19 protein-coding genes and 2 tRNA genes are annotated in these 23,272 nt (G+C 53.4%); 18 read left to right on the top strand and 3 right to left on the bottom strand.

The window, feature by feature from the left end:
• Positions 1 to 374: 374 nt before the first annotated feature.
• Positions 375 to 2,090: an ATP-binding protein gene (locus C812_RS22840; RefSeq protein WP_244268338.1), complete on the top strand. Its 1,716-nt coding sequence runs from the start codon at positions 375 to 377 to the stop codon at positions 2,088 to 2,090.
• A 65-nt stretch (positions 2,091 to 2,155) separates the two neighbouring features.
• On the opposite strand, the gene C812_RS10905 is transcribed toward C812_RS22840, so the two are convergent.
• Positions 2,156 to 3,202: a YkvI family membrane protein gene (locus C812_RS10905; RefSeq protein WP_016312716.1), complete on the bottom strand. Its 1,047-nt coding sequence runs from the start codon at positions 3,200 to 3,202 to the stop codon at positions 2,156 to 2,158.
• A gap of 767 nt (positions 3,203 to 3,969) precedes the next feature.
• Here C812_RS10905 and C812_RS10900 point away from each other — a divergent pair.
• From C812_RS10900 to C812_RS10890, 3 genes are all read left to right on the top strand, one after another.
• Positions 3,970 to 4,542: a xanthine phosphoribosyltransferase gene (locus C812_RS10900; RefSeq protein ID WP_016312715.1), complete on the top strand. Its 573-nt coding sequence runs from the start codon at positions 3,970 to 3,972 to the stop codon at positions 4,540 to 4,542.
• A 102-nt stretch (positions 4,543 to 4,644) separates the two neighbouring features.
• Positions 4,645 to 4,977 (top strand): hypothetical protein, encoded by a 333-nt coding sequence (locus C812_RS10895; RefSeq protein ID WP_009222820.1) that lies wholly within the window; start codon positions 4,645 to 4,647, stop codon positions 4,975 to 4,977.
• A 182-nt stretch (positions 4,978 to 5,159) separates the two neighbouring features.
• Positions 5,160 to 5,375 (top strand): hypothetical protein, encoded by a 216-nt coding sequence (locus C812_RS10890; protein WP_016312714.1) that lies wholly within the window; start codon positions 5,160 to 5,162, stop codon positions 5,373 to 5,375.
• A 21-nt stretch (positions 5,376 to 5,396) separates the two neighbouring features.
• Here the strand turns inward: C812_RS10890 and C812_RS10885 are convergent, their stop codons facing one another.
• Positions 5,397 to 5,828 (bottom strand): YhjD family protein, encoded by a 432-nt coding sequence (locus C812_RS10885; protein WP_016312713.1) that lies wholly within the window; start codon positions 5,826 to 5,828, stop codon positions 5,397 to 5,399.
• Between the two features lie 162 nt (positions 5,829 to 5,990).
• On the opposite strand from C812_RS10885, the gene C812_RS10880 reads away from it, so the two are divergent.
• The 3 genes from C812_RS10880 (at position 5,991) to C812_RS10870 (ending at position 8,681) form a co-directional block, all read left to right on the top strand.
• Positions 5,991 to 6,075: transfer RNA gene (locus tag C812_RS10880), tRNA-Leu, on the top strand.
• Positions 6,076 to 6,263: 188 nt separating this feature from the next.
• Positions 6,264 to 7,607: an alpha/beta hydrolase gene (locus tag C812_RS10875; protein WP_016312712.1), complete on the top strand. Its 1,344-nt coding sequence runs from the start codon at positions 6,264 to 6,266 to the stop codon at positions 7,605 to 7,607.
• A gap of 87 nt (positions 7,608 to 7,694) precedes the next feature.
• Positions 7,695 to 8,681: a LacI family DNA-binding transcriptional regulator gene (locus tag C812_RS10870; RefSeq protein WP_016312711.1), complete on the top strand. Its 987-nt coding sequence runs from the start codon at positions 7,695 to 7,697 to the stop codon at positions 8,679 to 8,681.
• Between the two features lie 199 nt (positions 8,682 to 8,880).
• Here C812_RS10870 and C812_RS10865 read toward each other — a convergent pair whose 3' ends face one another.
• Positions 8,881 to 11,226: a helix-turn-helix domain-containing protein gene (locus tag C812_RS10865; RefSeq protein WP_051134943.1), complete on the bottom strand. Its 2,346-nt coding sequence runs from the start codon at positions 11,224 to 11,226 to the stop codon at positions 8,881 to 8,883.
• Positions 11,227 to 11,361: 135 nt separating this feature from the next.
• Between C812_RS10865 and C812_RS10860 the strand changes: the two genes are divergently transcribed.
• The 11 genes from C812_RS10860 to C812_RS10810 all read left to right on the top strand — a co-directional run bounded on the left by C812_RS10860 (position 11,362) and on the right by C812_RS10810 (position 23,262).
• The gene (locus tag C812_RS10860) at positions 11,362 to 12,882 is read left to right on the top strand and encodes an extracellular solute-binding protein (RefSeq protein ID WP_016312709.1); all 1,521 of its coding nucleotides are present in this window, start codon (positions 11,362 to 11,364) and stop codon (positions 12,880 to 12,882) included.
• A 120-nt stretch (positions 12,883 to 13,002) separates the two neighbouring features.
• Positions 13,003 to 14,556, top strand: coding sequence for an extracellular solute-binding protein (locus C812_RS10855; RefSeq protein ID WP_016312708.1), 1,554 nt, complete (start codon positions 13,003 to 13,005; stop codon positions 14,554 to 14,556).
• Positions 14,557 to 14,591: 35 nt separating this feature from the next.
• Positions 14,592 to 15,563, top strand: a complete 972-nt coding sequence (locus C812_RS10850; protein ID WP_016312707.1) for an ABC transporter permease — start codon at positions 14,592 to 14,594, stop codon at positions 15,561 to 15,563.
• Positions 15,563 to 16,438 carry a carbohydrate ABC transporter permease gene (locus C812_RS10845; protein WP_016312706.1) on the top strand — a complete coding sequence of 292 codons (876 nt, stop codon included), beginning with the start codon at positions 15,563 to 15,565 and terminating at the stop codon, positions 16,436 to 16,438. Before C812_RS10850 ends, C812_RS10845 begins: the two co-directional genes overlap by 1 nt.
• A gap of 45 nt (positions 16,439 to 16,483) precedes the next feature.
• The gene (locus C812_RS10840) at positions 16,484 to 17,608 is read left to right on the top strand and encodes a glycoside hydrolase family 88/105 protein (protein WP_016312705.1); all 1,125 of its coding nucleotides are present in this window, start codon (positions 16,484 to 16,486) and stop codon (positions 17,606 to 17,608) included.
• The gene (locus C812_RS10835) at positions 17,595 to 18,923 is read left to right on the top strand and encodes a glycoside hydrolase family 28 protein (RefSeq protein ID WP_016312704.1); all 1,329 of its coding nucleotides are present in this window, start codon (positions 17,595 to 17,597) and stop codon (positions 18,921 to 18,923) included. Before C812_RS10840 ends, C812_RS10835 begins: the two co-directional genes overlap by 14 nt.
• A gap of 112 nt (positions 18,924 to 19,035) precedes the next feature.
• Complete coding sequence (locus C812_RS10830) at positions 19,036 to 20,652, top strand: glycoside hydrolase family 5 protein (RefSeq protein ID WP_016312703.1); 1,617 nt, start codon at positions 19,036 to 19,038, stop codon at positions 20,650 to 20,652.
• Between the two features lie 98 nt (positions 20,653 to 20,750).
• A tRNA-Leu gene (locus C812_RS10825) sits at positions 20,751 to 20,835 on the top strand.
• 150 nt (positions 20,836 to 20,985) lie between these two features.
• On the top strand, positions 20,986 to 21,741 hold the full coding sequence (locus C812_RS10820; protein WP_016312702.1) for a LytR/AlgR family response regulator transcription factor: 756 nt from the start codon (positions 20,986 to 20,988) through the stop codon (positions 21,739 to 21,741).
• A complete protein-coding gene (locus C812_RS10815) occupies positions 21,728 to 22,810 on the top strand; it encodes an ATP-binding protein (RefSeq protein WP_016312701.1) in 1,083 nt (360 codons plus the stop codon). Before C812_RS10820 ends, C812_RS10815 begins: the two co-directional genes overlap by 14 nt.
• Entirely contained in the window at positions 22,780 to 23,262 is a 483-nt protein-coding gene (locus C812_RS10810; RefSeq protein ID WP_016312700.1) for a hypothetical protein, read from the top strand. The genes C812_RS10815 and C812_RS10810 overlap by 31 nt, the downstream gene beginning before the upstream one ends.
• Positions 23,263 to 23,272: the final 10 nt, after the last annotated feature.

The raw sequence follows: 23,272 nt of genomic DNA, 5'->3' as shown, positions 1-23,272 counted from the left end.
GCATCCACCCGGCATGGGGCGCGGAGGAGCTGCGCGCTTTTGCCGGGACGGTCGGCGAACGGGAGAGCGTTCGCCGGTTTGCGGCGCGGTTTGCCGCGTACGACAAGGAGATGGAGCTGCTGCGGAGCGAGCGCGCCAAGCTGGAGCGGGACGCGGCAACCGCGGAGAAGGCCGCTGCGGCAGCGGTCGCGCGGCTGGAGGCCAGCGCCGCGGAGGGGCGGCGGCAGTTCGCCATGCTGGTCCCGCAGCAGCCGAGCGAAATCCGCGCGCTGTGGAGCGAGCTGCGCGGCGAGCTGGACCGCTGGCGGGAAGGCCAGGGGCGGCTCGCGTCCGAGCAGCGGGCGGCGGACGCCAGGGCGCTGGCGGAAGCGCAGATGCGCGCGCTGTACCGCAAGCTGCTCGCCGGCTGCGGCCTGCTGACGGTGGCGCTGCCCGCCATCCTGTGGCTGACGGCGGACGCGCCTTGGGCGGCCGCCGCCACGGCAGCAGCGCTGCTGGGTCTGGACGCGGCCCTGGCGCGGGCCGCCTTCCGCAGCGCATCGCCTGCCGGCGAGCGGCGGCTGCGCCGCAGTGCGGCCGCGCTCGGCGCTGGCGACGACGCCGGCCCGGAAGCGCGGCTTGGCGCGCTCCTGTCCCGGCTCGTCCGCCATCCGCAGAGCGCCGCGGCCGCTTCCCGGTCGCGCAGCGGGGCCGCCCCTTCGTCCCGTCCGGTGGACTGGGACGAGGAGGAACGCCAGCTGCGCCGGTTGATGGAGGCGTGGCTGCTGTGGGATCAGCGCCACGCCGCGCTTCAGGGCGAGGCGGAGGCCGCCTTGAGCCAGGCCTCCGCCGCCCGGGACGAGCTCGCGGCTGCTGAACGCGAGCTGACGCGCCGTGAAGCCAACTTTGAGGAGTTGGCCGGGCAGTGGGAAACGTGGCTGACCGAACGAAAACTGTCCGCCGATCTGTCCCCGGAGGCGGCAGCAGACGTGTTCCGCCTCGCGGAGCAAGGACGGGACTGGCTGGCCCGTTTGGATGGGCTGGCGGTTAAGATGGCCGCGCTGCGTGCGGAGAACGAGCGGTTTGAACAGGAATGCTTGGCTTATGGAGACCCAGCCGCCCCTGATCAGGCCGCAGCAGTTCTGCGAGCAGCTTTATCACGCCTAGACAGTGCGCTCGAAGCGCGGAAACATCACGACCAGCTTTCCGCTCAGTTGTTACCGCTGGAGGAAGAGGGTCAGCGCTTAGACGATCGGTTGCGGCAATTGCGGGAATCGGAGCAGGCGTTGCTCGCCGAAGCGGGTGCAGCTGACGGGGAGGAGCTGCTGCGTCTTGGGGCTGCGAAGGAACGGCGGGAAGCTTTGGAGCGGGAGGTGCGGCAGCTGGAGTTGATGCTGTTTGCAGGACTGGACGAAGCGAAGCGGGAGGAGCTGGAGCAGCTGCTGCGGATGACGGAGGAAGCGGAGCTCCTCCAGCGCTTGGACACGGCGGAGCAGGAGCTGGCGCAAGCTGAAGCTTGGCTCGGACAGCTCCAGGAGCAACGCGGACGTTTGCTGCAGGAGCAGGAAAGCTTAGCCGCCCGCTGTTTACGGGACGATCTGATGCAGCAATTGGAGGAGCAGCGGGCGGCTCTGCGCGATCGTCTCGATCAGTATGCGGTGATGGCGGTGTGCCATGAACTGATTGGCCGTGCACGCCGGGTTTACGAGGAAGAGCGGCAACCTGCGGTGCTGCGAGCCGCGTCGGGATACTTCGCGGAAATGACCGGCGGCACCTACCGCCGCATCGTCATGAAGATCGGCACGCAGGAGCTGATGGCGGAGCATGCGGAGTTAGGTCCGCTCGAAAGCGCACGGCTTAGCCGAGGGACCGCGGAGCAGCTGTACTTGTCGATGCGGCTGGCTTTGTCCGAAGCGGTATCGGGTTCTCATCCGCTGCCGTTGCTGCTCGATGACCTGTTCGTCAACTTTGACGAAGGCCGCCTGGTAGGGGCGTTGTCGGTGCTGCGGAAGGTTGCGGACCGCCAGCAACTCATTATGATGACTTGCCATGAGCATGTGGTTCGGCATGTCCAAACCTTGCTGCCGGAAGCCAAGATCGTGCATATGTAAATTGATCATGTAAGTTTAGCAGCGCAAGAGTATCATTGATAGACAGCCAGAAGGTCCCCGGGGGATTAGCCCCTGGGGGTTTCTTTTTGCCGATATATCCCTAACATGAGCGCCCAAATCAAACTGAACAAGCCAAATACAGGATACAGCACCGACAGCAGGGAGCTGAAGCCAAACTGGCTGGTGATATAACAGATACACAAAATCGTAACCGAAATCAGCATCGGCGGGACCTGAATCCGTTGTTGCAGTTGAAGGGTCACCCCATAGATGTCGGCAACAAAGGTGCTGAAGATTTCCATAAAAATAAGCAGCACATAGATCAGTTGGATGGTGGTTCCCAGCTGCTCGGCAATGCTGCCCATCGGGATTTCGTATTGCACGATCCCTGGCATGTAAGCCGACAGGGCAAAATGACCGGCCATTAGCATAAAGCCAACGCCCACGCCGCCGAGAACGCCGCCCAGGACAATCACCCGGCGGCTTTCAGTATGGCTGCCGATCGGCACAAGCACTGCCTGAGCCATGGACAAGTTAAAGGCTGCATACATCAGCGGCGCAGCCCAAGCGGCGATCAGCGGATGATCCGTCTCCAGCGACAGAAAACGAGCCGCCCCCGGCGAGCCCGCGGTATTGGTGATAATGGCGAGGGAGAGAATCAGCATCATCGGGACCACGATGGAGTTCAACTGCAGCACCCCTTTGATTCCCCGGCCCAGCAGCAGATAGGTAGCAATCAAAGTGATCCAAAGGCCTGTCTGATAATGCAATCCCAGGTGTTCCATAAAGACGGAGCCGGCGCCTGCCAGCATCACGCTATTGACACCGATGAGCACGATCAACGTAAAAATGCTGAGCGCACTGCCGATCCGTTCGCCAAACAAACGGCGGTTTAAGTCTTCATAGGAAGCTGCTTGAATCGTTCGAGCGAGCAGCATCATTTTGGTGCCAAGCCAGACGAACAGCAGCGTAGATAGCAGGATCGTCAATACGCCCCATTTGCCGTACCGGGTGAAAAACTGAAGAATTTCCTGTCCCGTCGCGAAACCGGCGCCAACGACGGTGCCGATGTAGGTGAAGGCGATCTGCAGAACTTTTACGGCATTTTTCATGGTTTTCCCCCCGGTTCTTGTGCTATATATAGTACAAGGTATGTTGTCCAAGAACTGGACATGACTTAAAACCTATAGGTCGTCCAAAAAGTCATCTTTCGAGCGCGGCAGAAGCAGTTGCAGTTCTGGCTTAACGGTGAGCTGTGGCAGGGTTGTGGCAGACTTCGGCGATGGTTCATGATTCGTCCACGTAACGGAACTGAGAGACGTTATTTGCCGGAGTAACGAGCTTCGCAGATTCTAACGGAACGAGAAGACCTTATTTGGGCAAAATGGAGCGGATTGACCGGCAAAATGGTCGAATAAGGTCTCTTGGTTCCGTTAGCGCGGGAAATAGCCGGGAAATGGGCAAATAAGGGCCGTACGGTCCGTTAGCCTCAGCGTCAGCCTCAGCAACCGCCTGCTTGGGGGGGCGAACCCTGTCAGTGCACAGGCGGCGAACGAAGTAATGCGTACGGTTCAGACGCTTCCCGAGCCGCACGCACTGTCCGGGCTGCGTATCACCGGGGCCGTACGAGGCGCAGCGGATCGCCCATGCAGCATGCAGTCAGGCCCGATAGCACCTAGGCCCCGCGCAGCCCGGCTGATCGCCCTATACGGCCCCCCGCCTGTGCCGCACACAGACCGGGCCGGATACGGCGCACACGGCCAAGCCGCACACCAGCGGGCCTCACATACAACCCAGCCGCAGCAAGCCGCTCCCGATGCGGACTCGAAATCTGACTTGTTGGACGAAGCTATAGATTATGAGCTGTGGAGGAAACGATATGGAATTGTTAAAACAAAAAATCATCGAGCAAGGGGTTATCGTCTCGGACCAAGTGCTGAAGCTGGACGGGCTGTTGAACCATCAGGTGGATCCGCAACTGACGATGGAGATGGGCAAGGAGTTTGCCAAGCGGTTTCGCGATCAAGGGGTCACTCGCGTCATTACGGTGGAGTCGTCGGGGATTGCGGTGGCGTTTGCGACCGCTTATGAGTTAGGTGTCCCGCTTGTATTCGCGCGGCGGAAGAAAACGCTGCTGGCAGAGCCGGACATGCTGTGCGAACGCGTCCCTTCGTTTACGAAAGGGATCGTGACGGACATTCTGGTGTCCCGCGATTTTCTTGGAGAGAACGACCGGGTATTGTTCATTGACGATATTATCGCAAATGGCGACGCGGCTCGGGGATTGATCCGAATTATTGAACGATCCGGGGCAGAACTGGTTGGAGCGGGCATCGTCATTGAGAAATGCTTCCAGCCCGGAGCCCAGGCGATTCGGGAGCAAGGGATCCGTCTGGAGACGCTGGCCCGCATCGCATCGTTGGAGGGCGGACAAATCAGGTTCGCGAACTAAGGACAATCGGGCGAAGAAAATGCAGCCAAATTACGGTTAATCCTTTGCAGGCCCCCGTTTTTTCGCTATAATGAGGATTACTAGGGAGAGGAGGCTAAAAGAATGGGGAAAGAATTGGCAGTAGACGCGGAGTTTTTTCTTTCGAAATTGTCCGAAGCGAAGGTAACTTTTGAACGTGCCCTGGATTGCAAACATACCGAGTTTGATGACCTTTATCCCTATATGCTTGAACATCCCCAGTTTTTCTGGTACAAACGCTATGTAGCATGGTCGCAATTGTTAACGATAGCCGGGCTTTGCCAAGAGCTCGATGTGCCCTGGAAGGAACAGTTCAGCCCGCAACAAGTAGGGTATTTGGAGCAAAGAGTAATGTCGGCCAAAGTGCTTGATTTCTGGTTTGAAACGAATGACAGCAGGGAGCACGCTTCGCGCTAATCCCTTGCGTAGGTTCAAAGCAACCTGATGCAGTCCGGTGCTGCACCGGCTGCTGCTGAAAGCATTCAAAGTTCGAAGTCCCGCTAGTTCGCTGGCGGGGCTTTTTCTTGTATTCCTCAAGGGTGGAAGATGGACGAGACCGGCAACTATTGTATAATGATTTCCAGGAGGTGGGGTATCCGATGATCTCGGATGAATTATTAGACCAATACCGGCTGTCCGGAGAAAAAATACGCGTCGTACGCGACGGCCTTCCGGAGAACGACGTGCGCGGAATCGTGGTGGCTTGGGACGATACGCATGTATTAATCCGCAAGCCGAACCGCAACGTGGTGAAGCTGGACCGCAGTTACATTTATCAACCTGCGAAAGAGCCTAGAGTTTCGCCGGTGGATTAAGATATGAGGGAACAGGGGACCTTAAGGTAGGAGATGAGCCTTGAGGTTCCCTTTTTCCATGCGTTCTCTTCGGGATGAACTTGCCGTCTGTGCGGTTCCATTCAAATAAGCGCGCATCCGGGAGGTTATCTCCTGCTGCAGGCCGGCCCACAATATCCGCATATTTCCCCGATAACCCCGGCAACGGTATTCCGCCTGAATGCCGTTCTCATCCTGGTGAATGCGTTCAATGGCGATGTTCCGCTCGCGGAGATTGCCTTGGATTTCCGAGAGGACCAGCGCTGCGCGGCGCTCACCGCCCCGGATCAGTTCAACGTAAGCTTCGGGGCTCTTCAGCAGCCCGCTTTGCTCAAGGATTCGGGCGTCTCTTTGAAATACTCTCTGCAGAAAACCAAGCAGCAACGCGCTCTTGATCAGCGCGAGTTCTTCTTCCTTCATGCCGGGAACGGCCATAGCTCAACACCTCTTCATACGAACTTATGTTCTTATCATAACCCAATGGATGATTTTTAATCAAGGGGGAGGATTTGAAAGTTAAGTATTGACTTTTGGGTGTTGGACATGGTATGATTTATCTTGTCGCTGCAAAATATGATTTTGTACGATATCGACTATGCGGTCGTGGCGGAATTGGCAGACGCGCACGGTTCAGGTCCGTGTGGGCTAACCCCCCGTGGAGGTTCGAGTCCTCTCGACCGCATCGATTTTTAACGAACAAGAGCTCTTGATTGACCTTTATGGTGATCGAGAGTTCTTTTTTTGCTCATTGTTGTGAGAGATCGTGTTGACAAATCCCCAGAGCCAGCCTAATATCAACTTAACTTAAACGTTTAAGTTTAGAACATTAATCGTTTAAGTTAAATTTGCTTGCCGAAGGGATGGTTACGAATGGGAGCGGAAATCGTTACACTTGCTAATGTGTACTCCAGGTTTTTGGGCAATGCTCGGGAGGTTTATGTCTATTTGCCTCCTTCTTATGAGGAAGCGGAGCATCGTCGGTACCCGGTGCTTTATGCGCAGGATGGACAGCATATGTTTGCGTCTGATTCTAAGGGAGACTCTTGGGAGATGCACCTAACGGCCGAGCGGTTAAGCCGGGAAGGTCGGATGGAAGAAGTGATTATCGTGGCGGTATCGTCCATTGAGGATCAACGGGGCTCGGAGTATTTCCATGATCATCCGGGAGTTCGAGAAGCTTTCCATACGACTTGTAAAGGGGATCTGTACGAAAGGTTTCTCATTGAGGAACTGAAGCCGATGATCGATGCTAAGTTTCGGACATTAACGGACCGGGAGCATACGGCGATCATCGGTTCTTCTGCGGGCGGACTTGTCTCTTATCATATCGCTTTTCGTCGTCCGGACATCTTTGGACAGGTGGCGATCCTGTCGCCTTTTCTGGTGCATGCGGTGGTGAATGAACCAAGGGACCATATGAACCATCTTGAACCGGTACGCGAGCAAAAAATATACCATTCCTTCCCGGTCAAACCGCCCGCGCTGCGCGTTTGGGTCGATATCGGCGGTGCGGAGGGGCTGATCATGCCTCGTCACGTCCGGGCGTTTGTGGATGAATTGATCCAAAGCGGTTTTGCGCCGGGCGAGGATTTGATGTTTTTACTTGATGAGGCGGCGGGCCACTCCCAAGCCGCTTGGGCCAGACGGTTGCACTCCCCGCTGCTGTATCTGTTTGGCGAGATCGGACGTCCGCGCAGTATCAGGCTGGACGGGAGAAGACAAGTGGGGCTGCAAGGGCATCGGGTTTGGCTCTATCCCCAAGTGACCTGCGACACAGGCTTCGAAATGAGTTTACTCCAGGCAGACTATACGGTGGACTGTCCGGAAGTGCTGACGGTGGGACCGGACGGCTTGATCGTTCCGCAGGCCGAAGGGAAAGCTGATGTAACGGTCAGCTTCGGCGGGCTTACCGCACTGACGAGCATCGAGGTGATCCCGGACTTGTCCGAGCACGTGCAAGTTGAAATCAGCGTGACCGTTCCACCGTCTACCCCGGCGGATGCTCGAATTCACGCGGGGTTCGAAATCCCGAAAGTTCGAGACGGGTTCTATCAGGGGAGCTTCTTGCTGCCTAGAGACCTGGTATTTGATGTGAAGGTATCGCGAGGCTTTGGATTCCATGAGCGCAGGGCAACGAGCCGACGCTTTGACACCTCCGAGCCGGTTCGTCTGCATTTCATCGTGGAGGAGTGGGAGGATGACCCAACTGCCTAATCCTTTATGGACCAAGGCAGTAGCGATTCCCTTCCGGGATATGGTATCATCCTACCAAAGTGCTAGAGATTTGATGAGGTGTTGGCCGTGAAAAAAGCAACCATGAAGGATATTGCCCGTGAAGCGAAGGTTTCGGTGGCAACGGTTAGTTACATTTTAAATCATGTGGACAACCAGAAAATTACGGATGAAACGCGCTGCCGTGTGTTGGAAGCCGCGAAGAAGCTAAATTATATCCCCAGCCTTGCGGCACGTTCGCTTGTCCGGGGGAAATCCGGCATGGTGGCCTTGCTCTTCTGCCGCAGCGAGCGGGACGGGTTATGGAAGCAGCTCTATTACGGCAGATTAGCTGAACGGATGGAGATGCTCTGCAATCAGGCAGGCTATCACCTGCTTGTGCTGGGGATGGACGCCTTGCGGCCCAATCCAGAGATCATCCGGCAGCGGGAGGTGGATGGGGTGCTGTTGGCCGGAGTGAAGCAGGACGTCTTCCGGGACATTTCCATCCATTTTAGCTTTGGGGTTCCGATCGTACTGCTCGATACCCATATCGACGATCCGCTGTTTCATAAAGTTGTGATGGATTACCGCAAGGCGTTTACCTTATGGAGAGAGCAATCGGCCGCGACCGCACGGCGCTTTCTGGTGTTGGATGACTTCACGAATGAGAACACGATGAAGATCATCATGGATGCGGCAGAACTCGAACCGGAAGCCATTTTCGTGCTCACAGCGGACAACGTGGACCATTTGCCCGATTTTCTGGCGCGGTTTCGAGGGGGCGCCGGGATTGTGATCAACGAGTTTGTTGGCATGCTTGTTGCGAACGCCTCACGAGGACTGGACGTGGATCTGACCGTCCTTTGTACGAGCGGCTGTCCTGAAGTGCTGCCTTCGACGGTCCACAAGCTCACCTCAGAAGCAAATCGCGGACAACTGGAGGTTGCTTTTCAGATCATGCAGTTTTATATCGAATCGAAGGACAACCCCCCTTCAAATGCAAGCTCCAAAACTCAAGTGGGATATGAAGAATACGTTTCGATTCCATTGCAGCAAGTGAATGCCGAGGGCTAACTTCCCTCCGCTTCGTACGCCTCTTGCCACGATTATCCCTTTCGTTCAGGAAGCTATAAGCCGGGAGCGGGCAAGGTGAAGTGAAGGGAGAAAGCAGGTGCAGTGATAGGCGGTCATCAAGCGGGTTGCGGGTTCCTGAACAAACGGGATAATCCTGCAAAAGCTCCGGCCTATTTATACCTCCGCCCCCGCCGCAGCCTTACATCGATTTCCGAATGCTCCCCGGCGAATGCGCTGCTGCACCTTCCCGATACTGCCCCGGTGTCATCCCCTCTATCTTACGGAAGGAGCGGATAAAGTTCTGCGAGTTGTTGTATCTCAGCTTGGCCGCGATCTCCTTGACGGGCATTTCCGTATTGCGCAGCCATTCTTTCGCCATCTTGAAGCGGTACATCGTGAGGTACTCGCTGAAGGAGCAGCCCGTTTCTTTCCGAAAAATGCTGCTGATGTAGTTCGCGTTGTAATGAAGACGGGCGGCGCAAGCCTCCAGGGTTAAATCGGTGTCGTACTCGTGGTGAATCAAATCGATAATTTTCTCCGAAATATTTTGGTACTGGGCGTTTTGCCGGTTATGAAAGATGCGGATCATCGGGTGAATGACCGTCGTCCAGAACCAATCCTCGATTTCTGCTTTGGTGTGCAGCCCAAACATCTCTTCAAACAAAGAACCGCTGCCTGCAGGCCGGATCTGGTGCAAGGCGATCCCCGCTTCCTGCATCATTACCAGCAAATTATTCAGCAGGCGGGTCAGCGGGATTTGATATTCCTGCGGCGTCAGCTCTTGGTTGAACATGGAGTTGAACAGCCGCGCATTCACTTCCTTGGCCTTCTCCGTTTCCGCCAGCTTAATGGCGTCTAGCAGCTCGTTTTCCTTATGCGTCGGATAGTTCACGTTCAGGACATGCTTGCCGGAGTTGAGGTTCTCGTATTGAATAATGACCCCCGTCCCGAGCTTCATCCGATATTTTAATGCCTCCATCCCCTCGCGGTAAGCGATGGGCAGTTTTGAGATGGACTGAAATGACAAGCTTAGACCAATGCTGACATGGACTTTCAGGCATAGATGGATTTCGTGCTGCAGCTTCTCCGTCCAAGTATATACGGTTTGGTGGAACGAATCAGGCTCCTCTTCAGCACTTCCGATCAACGTCACGATGGTTTGGTCCATAATCACCGGGGTGAACCGGCTGCGGGGATCCAGCAACTCCTCGATGATATTTTGCGCGGCGAACAGCAGCAGGTTAAGATCCTTTTTGCCATAGGCTGATTCCTCCGTAAAATCCAGGGCTAAGGTTAACACCGTCATCGTTCGCCAAGCGCGGATCTGCTCCTGGTAGCCGTATTGTTCAAGCTTCTCTAGTAATTGGCTTTTGGTGTAGCGTCCTTGAAACGCTTCGATCAAGGAGAACGCCCGCACTTGTCGGATATGCTGCCGAACTTCCGTTTCAAGCTGCGATTTGGACTGGAACAAACGATCATACTCTTCACCAATGAGCTCAAACTCATCGGCATGTGTCCGGCGAACATCGGTTTTGCGCCGGCCGATGAGATGCAGAAGGCGTTCGATCGGCGAGTACATCCGGCGGGAGCCGAACCAGGCCAGCCCGATCGACAGCACTAGCATAAACAGGCAGACATAGAAGGTGAACAGCCCGATTTTTCCGGCTTCCTGGGTCAGGCTGCCGATTGAGGTGACCGAGAGATACATCCATCCGTTCAACTGGGAGCGCAAGTAGGTGACGGCATAAGCTTTCTTGCCGATGTGCGTCTGAAACTGCCCGGAGGGATGAGTCTCGTCCGCGAGCAGGGAGGTATTCTCCCATCCGGTCTCCTCTAGTTGACGGCCGATCAACGAAGGATCAGGGTGCATCAGGATTTGCCCGTGCTCATCTACGACAATCACCAGGTCCTCGGTCTGAACGTCCGTTGCCACAACGTCTTGCAGGCTGCAGGCAGGAAAATTGGCTAACGCCAGTCCGTATTTATGTAAGCTGGAGACCGGCAGCTTCTTGATCAGGCTGATGCTGTAATGGCAAGGTGCTGAATCCGCATTCTCCTCGCTATAAAACCAGGAGGACGGCGTTAACATCCAGGTGGTATCATTAGGCGTATCCATCAGCTGTTCCAGACCTTCACGGTCCTTATATTCACTCATCCGATACAATCCAGAGTTCTTCACCATCCAGTCCTGCTGGAGATTCATCAACACGACATCCTCCAGCTTCGTATCGAAGGATTGCATGTTGCGGATTTCATTTCGCAGGTCATTATATAGTTTGAAATCGCTTTCAGATAACGGGTTTTGAAGAGCCCGCTTGAGTACGGTCGAGTTGACGACTTGATTTAATGTTTGGTTGACAGTTGTTAACTTCCGTTCTACATTGGAGTTAATTTGCGAAATTAGCTCAATTTTGCTTCGGTTGACATTTTTTTGGATTTCTCGGGTTGAAGTCAGATAGGAAAACGTTCCGATGAACAGGACGGGCAGTGTACTTACGGCGATTGTAAAAATCATCAGTTTGCTTAAGAAGCTTAAAGGTTTCACCAATCTCAGCACCTGACCTTATCGTTAAAAAGTCGTTCATTCCAAGTGTATGATGTCTGTCAAATAATAGCAATAATCATCTCGTGAGGCAATAATCATTTTGTATTATTCTTCGGTTTGAGGGGGCTTTGAGCAATGATTAGAACAAAAGGCGGGGACCGCGGGTTATTCGCGATGGCGTTGCTCTTAATCGTGCTTGTACTCTTGGTTTCCTTGCTAAGCGGGTGTATAAACCGGGATACGCAACTTCAGGCATCCGATTCGGATCGGCCGTATTTGTCCGTTTTGGTGCCGCTTCACTTTCCTCAGCCGCCATCGAAGGAGATGGTAGCCAAAATCGAGGAGTTAACCGACGTGCGACTGGATCTTAGATGGGTGCCGGAGGGCGTTTATACCGACAAAATGATGACGGGGTTAGCCACCAACTCCTTGGCGAAGGTCAGCTTTGTGAAAGTATCGGATTATCACATGGTGAAAAATTCGATTCGTTCCGACGTCTTCTGGGAAATTGGGCCGTATTTGGCAGAGTTCCCGAATCTGAGCAAGCTGGATCCGAACATATTAGATCAGACGGCCGTAGACGGCAAGATTTATGGGCTATATACCGAACGCCCTTCTTCACGGCAAGGGGTCATTTTGCGCAAGGATTGGTTGGAGCGACTGGGTCTGGAGGAGCCCAAGACACTGGATGAGCTTTATGAAGTGCTGCGGCAGTTTACATACGGAGATCCAGATGGCAACGGGGAGCAGGACACGCTTGGTGTCGTAGACCGGAACGATTTGGTTTACGGTATTTTTAAGACGCTCAGTTCCTATTTTGGCACCCCCAACAACTGGAAGATCGAGGACGGCAAGGTCATTCCGGAATTCATGACGGATGAATATTTGAATACGATGAATTTTATGAAAAAGCTGTACGACGAGAAGCTGATCAATTCGGATTTTCCGCTGACCAGCAAAGAGGTGCAACGAGATCGGTTCATCCGCGGAGAGGCGGGCGTTCTGATCGGAAGTATGACCGACGTGCAGCGCCTTGCCATTGAAGCGCGAGCCATCAATCCGGATGCGGACTTCACGCTGGTGAACCGGATTAAGGGGCCGTACGGGTACAAAGTGTGGTCGATTCCGAATTTTAACGGTTTGTATCTATTTTCAAAGAAAATGATTCCCACCGAGCAGGATCTCAGAGACGCACTTCGGTTCTTCGATCGGACGATGGATCGGGATGTGGCTAATTTAATGAAATACGGCTTCGAAGGCAGACACTACCGGACAGAGAACGGGATGGTTATTTTGCCGGAGGAAACGTCGCAGCTGCGGGTGAACGAGGTGAATCCGCTATATTCGCTGATGATCGCCGATATTAGTAACCCCAATGTGATGGAAGTCGCGCAAAAAGAGCATTTGACGCAAATTGCCGAGCAGCTGAGTAAAGACAATGAAGCCTTCCTGGTGGATGATCCGACCGTTTGGCTCAGCTCGCCGACCTATGACGAGAAGAGTGCGGAGCTGTCCACGATTATTAGCGATGCCACCTACAATTACATCCTGGGGCGCATCGACGCCCACGGCTTTAACCAAGAGATTGAGCGCTGGAAGCAAAGCGGCGGTCAAGTTGTCATTCAAGAATTTGAGAAAGCGCTATCACATCGATAATCATTAGTTCAGGTTTAGCGTTGAGCCGCTGCCGTTATGAGGAAATGATTGTTTCCGTACCCACGTTGTGGCGATACCGTGGAAGAGTAAGCAATCCAATCCATGGGAGGTCCAAAGGTTATGAAGAAACAATCCTTCATCCTCATTCTGACCGCACTGTTAGCGCTAAGCGTTGTGCTGGCTGGTTGTGGAAGCGCTAACAATAAGGGGGGCGGCAATTCAGCAGCGACAGAGCCTGCCGCAACCACGGCGGATAACGGCGGGAACGCTGGCGCAGAGGCGGAGAAACCAACGGAGATTACGATTATGCTGCCGTTAAATACGTCGGAGACGCCGCCGGATACGATCAAAGCGGAACTAGAGAAGCTGACGAACACGAAGCTGAACTATCAGTTTTTCCCGGCAGACACGTATGAAGAGAAGCTGAACACCGCATTTGCCACGGGCTCCTTGCCCCAAGTGACCTACCTCAAAAACCAAACGACATTTATTCAAATGAAAGAAGCGATTAAGGACGGACAGTTCTGGGAAATTGGCCCGTTGTTAAGCGAATTTCCGAACCTGAACAAATTGAAACCGGAAATTCTGAACAATACGAAGGTGGAAGGCAAGCTGTACTCCCTCTATATCGGCAGACCGCTGGCCCGCCAGGGGATCATCTACCGCAAGGATTGGGCCGATAAGTTAGGCTTGTCCGCACCGGCTAATGTGGACGAATTGTTTGAAATGGCCAAGGCGTTTACTGAACAAGACCCGGACGGCAACGGTCAAAAGGATACGATCGGGATCGCTGACCGGAACGAGCTTGTCTATGGAGCGTTTAAGACGGTATCCGCTTGGTTTGGCACACCAAACAATTGGGGGGAGAAAGACAGCCAGCTGTTGCCGGAGTTTATGTTCCCGCAATATATCGATACGATGGATTTCTTTAAGAAGCTGCGGGATAACGGTTACATTAACCAGGATTTTGCGGCAACCAGCAAAACCGATGCCGTCAATATGTTCACCAGCGGGAAGGCCGGGCTTTATATCGGCGGGTCGATGCAGGACATCGATTCTCTCAACAAGGATCTGATCAAAAATGTGCCGGATGCCGTACTCGACACGCACAGCATGGTCGCTGGTCCGGACGGGAAGTTTGCGCAATGGATGATTCCGGGCTACAACAATATCATCCTGTTCCCGAAATCGGCGATCAAGGATGAAGCGGAGCTCAAGAAAATTTTAGCGTTCTTTGACAAGATGATGACGCCGGAAGTGGCTAACTTGATGTACTGGGGCATTGAAGGTACGCATTATACGGTCGTAGAAGGCAAAGCCAAGGCAGCGGATAACAAAGAATTAATCGAGCGTGAAGTGAAGCCGTTTAAGGACAGTGTCATCGGCGAACCCGAAACCAACGGCATGTACGAAAGCTACAATACGCTGCCAGGCCGGATCCATGCGGAAGAATTAATTAAGGAGAACGTCAAAGTAGGCGTCCCTGATCCTACAACAGCGCTGGATTCACAAACCTATACGGAGAAAGGCGTAGAGCTGCAGCAGTTGATTACAGACGCGACGTATCAATATATCTATGGACAAATCGACAAGGCGGGCTTCGAGAAAGCGATCGAGCAATGGAAGAGCCGGGGCGGCTCGCAGATTATCGAGGAATATAACGCAGCGAGATAACGTCTGTTTGAAGGACCTCACGGGAGGAGATTTATATGAGAGAAGCAACTGTTTCATCCTCCGTTGCGCCAAAGCTTCCGTCGCCCGATCGACGCACGAAGGCCGCACAGCTTCGCAAACGGCTGTGGCGAAATAAATGGCTGTATGTGATGCTGCTGCCCGGCGTGCTCTATTTTATCATCTTCAAATATTTACCGATGTACGGGCTGATCATCTCCTTTCAGGACTATAAGCCGTATAACGGTATCCGGGGCAGCGAATGGGTAGGAATGGAGCATTTTCAGCGGTTGTTTACGGAACCGGACTTTATGGTCATTTTGAAAAACACAGTGATCTTGTTCGCGCTCAACCTGTTTATTTATTTCCCAGTGCCAATCATTCTGGCGTTAATGCTAAACGAGCTAAGAGGGAACTTCTTCAAAAGGCTGTTCCAAACCTTCGTCTACTTGCCGCATTTTATGTCCTGGGTCATTATCGTGTCGATTACCTATGTGATGGTGACGATGGACGGCGGGATTATCAACGAGCTGTTGGTGTACTTTGGCTTCGAGAAGATCAACTTCCTGTTGAACCCCGACTGGTTCCGGCCGATGTACATCCTTCAGGTCATCTGGCGGGAGGCCGGCTGGGGGACGATCATCTACCTGGCCGGCATGGCGGCCATCGATCCCGGATTGTATGAGGCGGCGCGGATGGACGGAGCCGGCCGGATGCGTCAGGTATGGCATATTACGCTTCCATCGATCCGGGGTGTGATCATTACGCTGTTTATTTTGAAAATCGGGCATGTGCTGGATTTAGGCTTCGAGCATGTCTATCTGCTGTTGAATTCGATGAACCGGCAGGTTGCGGAGATTATTGATACGTATGTGTACACCGCAGGTTTGCGGCAAGGACAATACAGCTACAGCACGGCGATTGGATTCTTCAAATCCGTCATTGGCCTGATCCTGGTTATGCTGGTCAATAAACTATCCAAGAAGTTCGGGGAGGAGGGCGTTTACTGATGGTGGAGGATCGATCGATCAGCGGTCGTATTTATGCGGCGATTAATTTTACGCTGTTGGCCATAATTTCGTTGATTACGGTGCTGCCCTTCGTGCATGTCGTGGCCGGTTCTTTTACGACAAACGCAGAGCTGGCGGTAAATAAATTCGTGCTAATTCCCAAAGTGTGGAGTTTGGAAGCCTATCGGTTTATTTTTTCGACGAACACGATTTTTAGGGCGATGGGGGTTTCCGTTGGCGTCACGCTCGTCGGTACGTTGTTCAGCATGCTGCTGACGGCGCTGATGGCATATGGGCTGGCGCGTAAAGACCTTGATGGCCGAAGAACCATCAATTTTCTTGTTGTTTTTACGATGCTGTTTAACGGCGGCTTGATTCCGACGTTCCTGGTCGTGAAGGAGCTGGGGATGATCGATACGTATGCTTCCTTAATCATTCCTTCTGCGATCAGCGCATTTAATATGATCATTCTGAAGAACTTCTTTCAGAACATTCCGGAGGGTTTGGAGGAGTCCGCGCGGATCGACGGCTGCAACGACTTTGGCATCCTGTTCAAAATCGTGCTGCCGCTGTCCATGCCGGCCATCGCCACGATCTCCCTGTTCTATGCGGTGACGTATTGGAATACGTACATGTCGGCGATTTTGTATTTGAACGATAGCGCCAAATGGCCAATTCAGGTGCTGCTGCGACAAATCGTCGTGCTCGCGAGCGGGATGGACCACAGCGCCGAGTTGGATGGAACCGTGCCGCCGCCGGATCAGACAATCAAGATGGCGGTCATCGTGGTTGCCACTCTGCCGATTTTGCTGGTTTATCCGTATCTGCAGAAGCATTTTGCCAAAGGAGCTTTGCTGGGATCGATGAAAGGGTGAGGGATCGATGGCGATGAAATCCGAAGCGGAAGGAGTTGGAGAAAGATGGGGCAACGTCCAGACTCTCCTTTAGCATGGGCGAAGACGGCATGCGATTCAATGATGGACATTTACCAGGATGCGGGAACTCTCCCTCCCGCTCATCGCTGGCATTATCATCAAGGCGTCTTTCTGTGCGGGATGGAACAACTGTGGGAGGTCGTTCAGGAGGAGAAGTACATCCAGTACATTCAACAATATGTAGATGACTTGGTGGATGAGCAGGGCAATTTGATGTTCGCCCGCGATGAGCTGGATGCCGTGCAGGCTGGTTTGCTGCTGTTTACGTTATATGAACGAACTGGGAAAGTTAAATATCGGAAAGCTGCCGATAAACTGCGTTACCTGTTGCTGACGCTGAATCGCACGAGTGAGGGCGGTTATTGGCATAAGGATAAGTATCCGTATCAGATGTGGTTGGATGGACTCTATATGGCCGGGGTCTTTTCGCTCAAATATGCAAATGCGTTCGGGGAAGCAGGGCTTCGGGCTGAAGTGCTGCACCAGGAGAAGCTGATGCGCAAACATATGCTCGACGCCAAAAGCGGCTTGCTCTATCATGCCTGGGACGAGAGTCGGCGGATGCCTTGGGCGGATCCGGAAACCGGCTGTTCCCCGGAATTTTGGAGCCGCTCGCTGGGCTGGTACGGCTTGGCGCTGGCTCAATTCCTCGATTTGCTGCCGGCAGACGAGCCGGGGAGGGCGGAGCTTGCGAGGGCGTTCTCCAGTTTTGTAGATGCGCTGATCCGTTATCAGGATCAAGAGAGCGGGCTCTGGTATCAGGTGGTTGACAAAGGTGATCGTCCGGATAACTGGCTGGAAACGTCGGGCTCCTGCTTGTTCGTATACACCTTGGCTAAAGCGGTGCAGCAAGGACTGGCCGGTGAAGATGCCGGGCGTGCCGCATTGCGGGGATACGAAGGGCTGACTCAAGTCGTGGAATGGGACGATAAAGGCCGTCTGGTGTTACCGGATATCTGTATCGGTACATCGGCGGGGGATTATGACCATTACGCGGCGCGCCCGAAAGTGAAAAACGATCTGCACGGGGTGGGCGCGTTTGTGATGGCCTGCACCCAAATGGAAATGCTCCTCAGCAGAAAGGAAGATCCTGCGGATGTGCACGTATAATATCGTTGATTATGGGGCTGTGAAGGACAGTGGGGTTCCGGCAACCGCAGCCATAGCGGCCGCAATTACGGCAGCAAGTGAAGCCGGCGGAGGCACGGTGCTCGTGCCAGCAGGAACGTTTGTGACCGGAGCGATTTTCTTGAAGAGCCATGTCGAGCTTAGGTTAAGCCCTGGGGCGGTGTTGTCCTTCAGCACTAACCCGGATGATTATCCGGTCGTACAGTCCAGATGGGAAGGGGTGCAACGGGAGGTCCATGCCTCCTGCATCTACGGGGAAGATCTCGAGAATGTGTCCGTCACGGGGAACGGATGCATCAACGGGAACGGCCAGCCCTGGTGGGAGAAGCACCGGAACCGGCCGGAGGAGCTGCACTATCCGCGTCCGAAGTTGATTAGCTTCGACCGCTGCCGGAGGGTGACGATTAGAGACGTCACATTGGTCGACTCCCCTAGCTGGACGGTCAACCCGATTCGCTGCCACAACGTGACGATTGATAACGTATCAATTCTGAATCCGGCGGATTCCCCGAATACAGACGGAATTAACCCGGAATCGTGCTCGAACGTGCGAATCAGCAACTGCCATATCGATGTCGGGGACGATTGTATTGCGATTAAGGCAGGTACGGAGGAGACGGCGGAGCGGGTTCCCTGTGAGAACATTACCATTACCAACTGCACGATGATTCACGGTCACGGCGGGGTGGTAATCGGGAGCGAGATGAGCGGAAGTATCCGGAACGTGACGATCTCGAATTGCGTCTTCCAGCACACGGACCGCGGTATTCGGCTCAAGTCCCGTCGCGGGCGGGGAGGTGTCGTCGAGGATATCCGCGTCAGCAACCTCGTGATGGATAACGTGATCTGTCCCTTTATTATGAATCTATATTATTTCTGCGGTCCACGCGGCAAGGAGAAATATGTGTGGGACAAAAATCCGTATCCCCTTACGGAGGAAACCCCGCAGTTCCGCCGGATTCATTTTTCTGACATTACCGCGCGCGAGGTGCATGCCGCTGCCGGTTTCTTGTATGGATTGGCGGAGCAGTACATTTCCGAAATTACCTTCGACCATATCGAGATTTCCATGGCCAAGGACGCGATTCCCGGCCGTCCTGCCATGATGGATGGAATCGAGGAGATGGTGCGGCGCGGGTTCTACCTGGGAAATGTGCGGGACATACGATTTAACCTAGTGTCGATTGAAAACCACGAGGGTCCGGCTTTTTATATTGAACACGGGGAGGATGTAGAACTTACGGGGTGCCGCTCACTCCGAACCGCCAAGCCGGAGTCTTTAGTGGAGCGACATTAAGAGGGGTGCAATTTTCGGGTTGAGGGCGCAAATATCGGATTTTCCGCCCGGGCAGCAGCCGGGTGCTATAATGGTGGCGTACAAACCGATCAACAGGGGGAGGACTCGAACGATGCACGAACATACGGACCGCTCGCGGGTAAAAGGCTTTCTCCGCGCAGAAGGAACAAAAATCGTCAACGGCGATGGAGAGGAGATCCTGCTGACGGGCTGGGGACTGGGTAATTGGCTCTTATGCGAAGGCTATATGTGGTTATCCCATCACTCCCGGTTCGATCGGCCACGGCGGATAGAGGCCGTCATTCAGGAATTGGCCGGAGCAGATTATGCCGAGCAGTTCTGGAAGCGTTTCCGAGAGAATTACGTGACCCGCGAAGATATCCAGCGCATGGCGGAGCAGGGGTATAACTCAGTCCGCATTCCTTTTAATTGGAGAGTGCTGATGGAGGACGAGCCGGGCATTCGCTGGAAAGAGGACGGGTTCGCATTGATCGACCGCTGTTTGGATTGGTGTGAGGAGTTTGGCCTCTACGCCTTTCTGGATATGCATGGAGCGCCCGGCGGACAGACCGGAGCTAACATCGACGACTCGATCGACGATTTCCCTCGCCTGTTCACCGATGAGGACAGCTGGAACAAAGCGATCGAGCTGTGGAAGGAGTTGGCGCGGCGGTATCGCGACCGCTGGATTGTCGGCGGGTACGACCTATTAAATGAGCCGGTTCGTCCCGGTTTAATGGAAGGCAAGCACGAGGATTACCTCGTTCGGCGGCTGGCGGCATTCTATGAGGAAGTAATCGCAGCGATTCGGGAAATTGACGACCGGCATCTGCTGTCGGTGGAAGGGCATCACTGGGCGACGAATACGGCTGTATTTTATAAACGTTATGATCCCAATATGGTGATCCATTTCCATCGGTACGCTTGCAAACCCGGCAAAGAAGCGTACGAGGAGTTCCTTAAGCTGTCCGAGACGCTGGACCAACCGCTATGGCTTGGCGAGACCGGGGAGAATGAGCTGGAATGGTTTGCGGCGATGTATCCGTTAGCCTTGTCGCTGGGTATCGGCTACAACTTATGGCCGTGGAAGAAGATGGAGCGCGCCAATTCGCCGTATTCGGTGAACAAACCTGATGGCTGGGACGAGCTGCTGGCTTATGTCGAAGGTGGAGCACGACCAAGTTATGAGCGCACGCGGCAGATTCTTGATGCTTATTTAGATAACATCAAGGTAGAGAACTGCACTCCCCGTCCAGAGGTAACCGCGGCGGCCTTCCGCAAGCCGGGTTGTCGGGTTCGCGGTACAGATTTTGATGAGCTGCCGGGCAGAGGCATCTCGTTCAGCGGACGCCGCACGGAAGGGAACATTTATAAATACCGGGCCCAAACGGGCATGAAAATCGTGCCGATCTCGGATGAGCCGCAACCGAAGAAGTTCGGGTTTGATTGCGGCTGGCAAAATCTCGCGCTCGAGCTTGCGGACGGCGAGTTTGCCGCCTATTCGTTCTGCGGCATCGAGGCAGGCAACACGGCGATGCTGGAGTTGATTTGCCGGGAAGAAACGGTGATCGCGTTGAAGCAGGATGGGGTTGAGAGAGCGCGTCTGACGATTTCTCCAAGCCGAGATGTCAGCCGCTACAGCGCCATACTTGTTGAGGCCGCGAAGACCACGCTAACCGTTAGTGTGGAGGCGGGTCGAGTCGAGTTGCATGCCATTACAGTGGAATAAATTGAAAAAAAGCCTTGACTCTTTTCGCGGCGCATGATATTTTATATCTTGTCGCCGCGAAAAATGCTTTAACGGCTTTCGCGGAGAGGTCACATTAAGCGGTCGTGGCGGAATTGGCAGACGCGCACGGTTCAGGTCCGTGTGGGCTAACCCCCCGTGGAGGTTCGAGTCCTCTCGACCGCATCGTTTAAACTGCAAGAAGCTCTTGAATTCTCCTGTAGAATTTAAGAGCTTTTTTGCATACTAGGCATAAACAGCAACAGCGGAGTGAAAGGGATAATCACGTAAAGCTGCGGGCAAGAGAGTAATCCATACAAGCGAGGTGAGGCCGAATTGTTCCGTGTGGCGATTTGTGATGATGAGAAGCAGCAGCGTGAGCAGATTAAGCAGATGCTGCTTACGTTATCTTTTAAAGCCAATATCGAATTTGATATCGAGCTGTTCCCTTCGGGAGAGGCGCTGGTGGCCCATTATGAACAAGGGCAGACGCCGTTTCATATTCTCATTTTGGATGTGGAGATGGGCGGGATCAACGGCATTGCTGCAGCTCGCAAAATCCGGGAGCTTCAGCATCTGGATGAGCAGATTATCTTTTTGACGAGTTATCCTGATTATATGGTGGAGAGCTTGGACGTGTTTATTTTTCAATATCTGATTAAGCCCGTTGAGCCCTCCGTGCTGGAGGAGAAGGTGCTTAAGCTCTGTCATTACATCCAAGCGCAAGAGAAGAAATTTCTGATCGTCCAGTCCGGCTATGAAGAAGTGGTGCTGAAGCATGAGGAGATTATCGCGATCGAATCCGCCAAGAGCCTAACGATGAAAAATAAACTCAAGGTTATCACTGTTTCCAAGGTGGTTGAAAGTAAGGGGCTGATCACGAAGTATGCGGAAGCGCTAAAGGACAGCCATTTCTTGCAGATCCATCGTTCGATTATCATCAACCTCAATCACGTGGTTAAATTTGCGGGCAATTTCGTACAGATGTCGAACGGGCTGGAGCTGCCAATCGGACGCTCGAAAGTGAAAGAAGTGAAGGATTTCTATACCAAATATAAAGTGATGAAGGATATTACCCATGATTCCATTTAATCTTCCGATTCTGATCAGCAGCGTGTTTGTGCTGGGGTTTCAGATTATTTTCTTCTTTGATTCAGTGTTTGGAAGAGCGGCCCGTAAACCGCAGCGATTCGGGCATTTTGTTCTATTCGCGTTGTTGGCATCGGTCTATTTGACGCTTGATTTGGAATGGTTTGCCTCCGGCGTGGCACTGCTATTGATCTATAGTCTGGCGGATACGTACCAGGTTGAGTTGAAAAATAAACTTATGTTTACCGTGTTGTACGGCGTGTTGATGTCGATTGTGAATTCGCTGTCCATTTTTATTTTCTATACGCTTGATGCGGATGAATTTCGGGACTTTGAACCTACCAATTTTACGGCGTCCGCGAAAACCTTGTTGCTGTCCTGCATTTTGATGTTTGTCGTCATTCAGTTGATCCGGATGGTGGCCAAACGGCGAACGTATCCGTTAAAGCCCGGCTATTACCTGCTCTTCCTGTTCGTACCGGTGTTCAGCATCTATCAGGTCAATTTGCTGGCGGCGACCAGTGAGAAGAATCTGCATTTCTTCATTTGGGTCATTGGGCTGTTGCTCCTGAATGTCTTGGTGATCTATATGTTTGACACGATGATGGATAAGTTCCAAATCCAGCAGGAGAACTTCCAATTGCAGCGGCAGATGGACTATCAGGACGCCAACTATGAAAAAACGGTACATAGCTTCAAGTCGATTAAACGCATCATCCACGATACAAACCAGCATTTTCTATATATCGAAGAGTGCATGAAGCGCGGGGATACGGCTGCGGCGTTAGAGCATATTCGGGTTACGCTAAATAAGGTCGAAGACGCTTATCATCGGGTGAATACCGGCCATCTCGTAATCGATGCGCTGGTGACCAATGCGCTTAACATCGGTGAAGCGAACGGCATTCGGATCGATACACAGCTACAGCTCCATTCGCAGGAGCTGAACATCGACCGCTATGACCTCTGCGTTGTTCATGGAAAGCCAGAGACGGCAAAACATACTATGCGCTGGACGAAAAAATCAATTCGTTTTTTTACTTGTCCACGGCCATTATCAACAAAACGTTAGCGCTTGATCTGGATTACGGATATGCCAACGGCGCGAAGATCGTGGATGCGAATCAAGCGGTTAACGTGATGGAAATTCCGAATATGAACGGCCGGGATGCGTTTGATTTCAAATTCTCAAAGTCCAGCGGCGCAGAGATTTTGGATGTAAATGGTCAAACCTACATTCGCGAGGACGGGATTCCGAACCTTTACGCTGGTAAGGAATCGAAGATTACCATTCAACCAAGCGGCCAGGCAAGATGGTTTCACATTCAGCCGTCCTTGGCCGGGCGGACGATGACCGTGAACATGGAAGGTAGCGGCGGCTTCATCGTATATGACGAACAAGGGCTGATGGTCCACTCGTCGATCATTCGTAAGCAAAATTCCATTCCACTGCCGGCCGGCGGGAAGATCGTCTTTGGCGGGCAGGCAGGTGATGTATTCCGCATTCATTTAAGTAATAAGTAAATAATCCGAT

Origin of the sequence: Paenibacillus barengoltzii G22, from assembly GCF_000403375.2 — a bacterium.
Taxonomy (GTDB): domain Bacteria; phylum Bacillota; class Bacilli; order Paenibacillales; family Paenibacillaceae; genus Fontibacillus; species Fontibacillus barengoltzii.
This window is presented reverse-complemented; position numbering and strand designations above follow the sequence as displayed.

Excerpts from the sequence above, each read along its gene's own strand:
- C812_RS10840 (WP_016312705.1), top strand. The coding sequence starts at position 16,484 with ATGGGGCAACGTCCAGACTCTCCTTTAGCATGGGCGAAGACGGCATGC.
- C812_RS10815 (WP_016312701.1), top strand. The coding sequence starts at position 21,728 with ATGATTCCATTTAATCTTCCGATTCTGATCAGCAGCGTGTTTGTGCTG.
- C812_RS10890 (WP_016312714.1), top strand. The coding sequence starts at position 5,160 with ATGATCTCGGATGAATTATTAGACCAATACCGGCTGTCCGGAGAAAAA.
- C812_RS10855 (WP_016312708.1), top strand. The coding sequence starts at position 13,003 with ATGAAGAAACAATCCTTCATCCTCATTCTGACCGCACTGTTAGCGCTA.
- C812_RS10895 (WP_009222820.1), top strand. The coding sequence starts at position 4,645 with ATGGGGAAAGAATTGGCAGTAGACGCGGAGTTTTTTCTTTCGAAATTG.
- C812_RS10830 (WP_016312703.1), top strand. The coding sequence starts at position 19,036 with ATGCACGAACATACGGACCGCTCGCGGGTAAAAGGCTTTCTCCGCGCA.
- C812_RS10845 (WP_016312706.1), top strand. The coding sequence starts at position 15,563 with ATGGTGGAGGATCGATCGATCAGCGGTCGTATTTATGCGGCGATTAAT.
- C812_RS10905 (WP_016312716.1), bottom strand. The coding sequence starts at position 3,202 with ATGAAAAATGCCGTAAAAGTTCTGCAGATCGCCTTCACCTACATCGGC.
- C812_RS10860 (WP_016312709.1), top strand. The coding sequence starts at position 11,362 with ATGATTAGAACAAAAGGCGGGGACCGCGGGTTATTCGCGATGGCGTTG.
- C812_RS10835 (WP_016312704.1), top strand. The coding sequence starts at position 17,595 with ATGTGCACGTATAATATCGTTGATTATGGGGCTGTGAAGGACAGTGGG.
- C812_RS22840 (WP_244268338.1), top strand. The coding sequence starts at position 375 with ATGCGCGCGCTGTACCGCAAGCTGCTCGCCGGCTGCGGCCTGCTGACG.
- C812_RS10900 (WP_016312715.1), top strand. The coding sequence starts at position 3,970 with ATGGAATTGTTAAAACAAAAAATCATCGAGCAAGGGGTTATCGTCTCG.
- C812_RS10875 (WP_016312712.1), top strand. The coding sequence starts at position 6,264 with ATGGGAGCGGAAATCGTTACACTTGCTAATGTGTACTCCAGGTTTTTG.
- C812_RS10885 (WP_016312713.1), bottom strand. The coding sequence starts at position 5,828 with ATGGCCGTTCCCGGCATGAAGGAAGAAGAACTCGCGCTGATCAAGAGC.
- C812_RS10850 (WP_016312707.1), top strand. The coding sequence starts at position 14,592 with ATGAGAGAAGCAACTGTTTCATCCTCCGTTGCGCCAAAGCTTCCGTCG.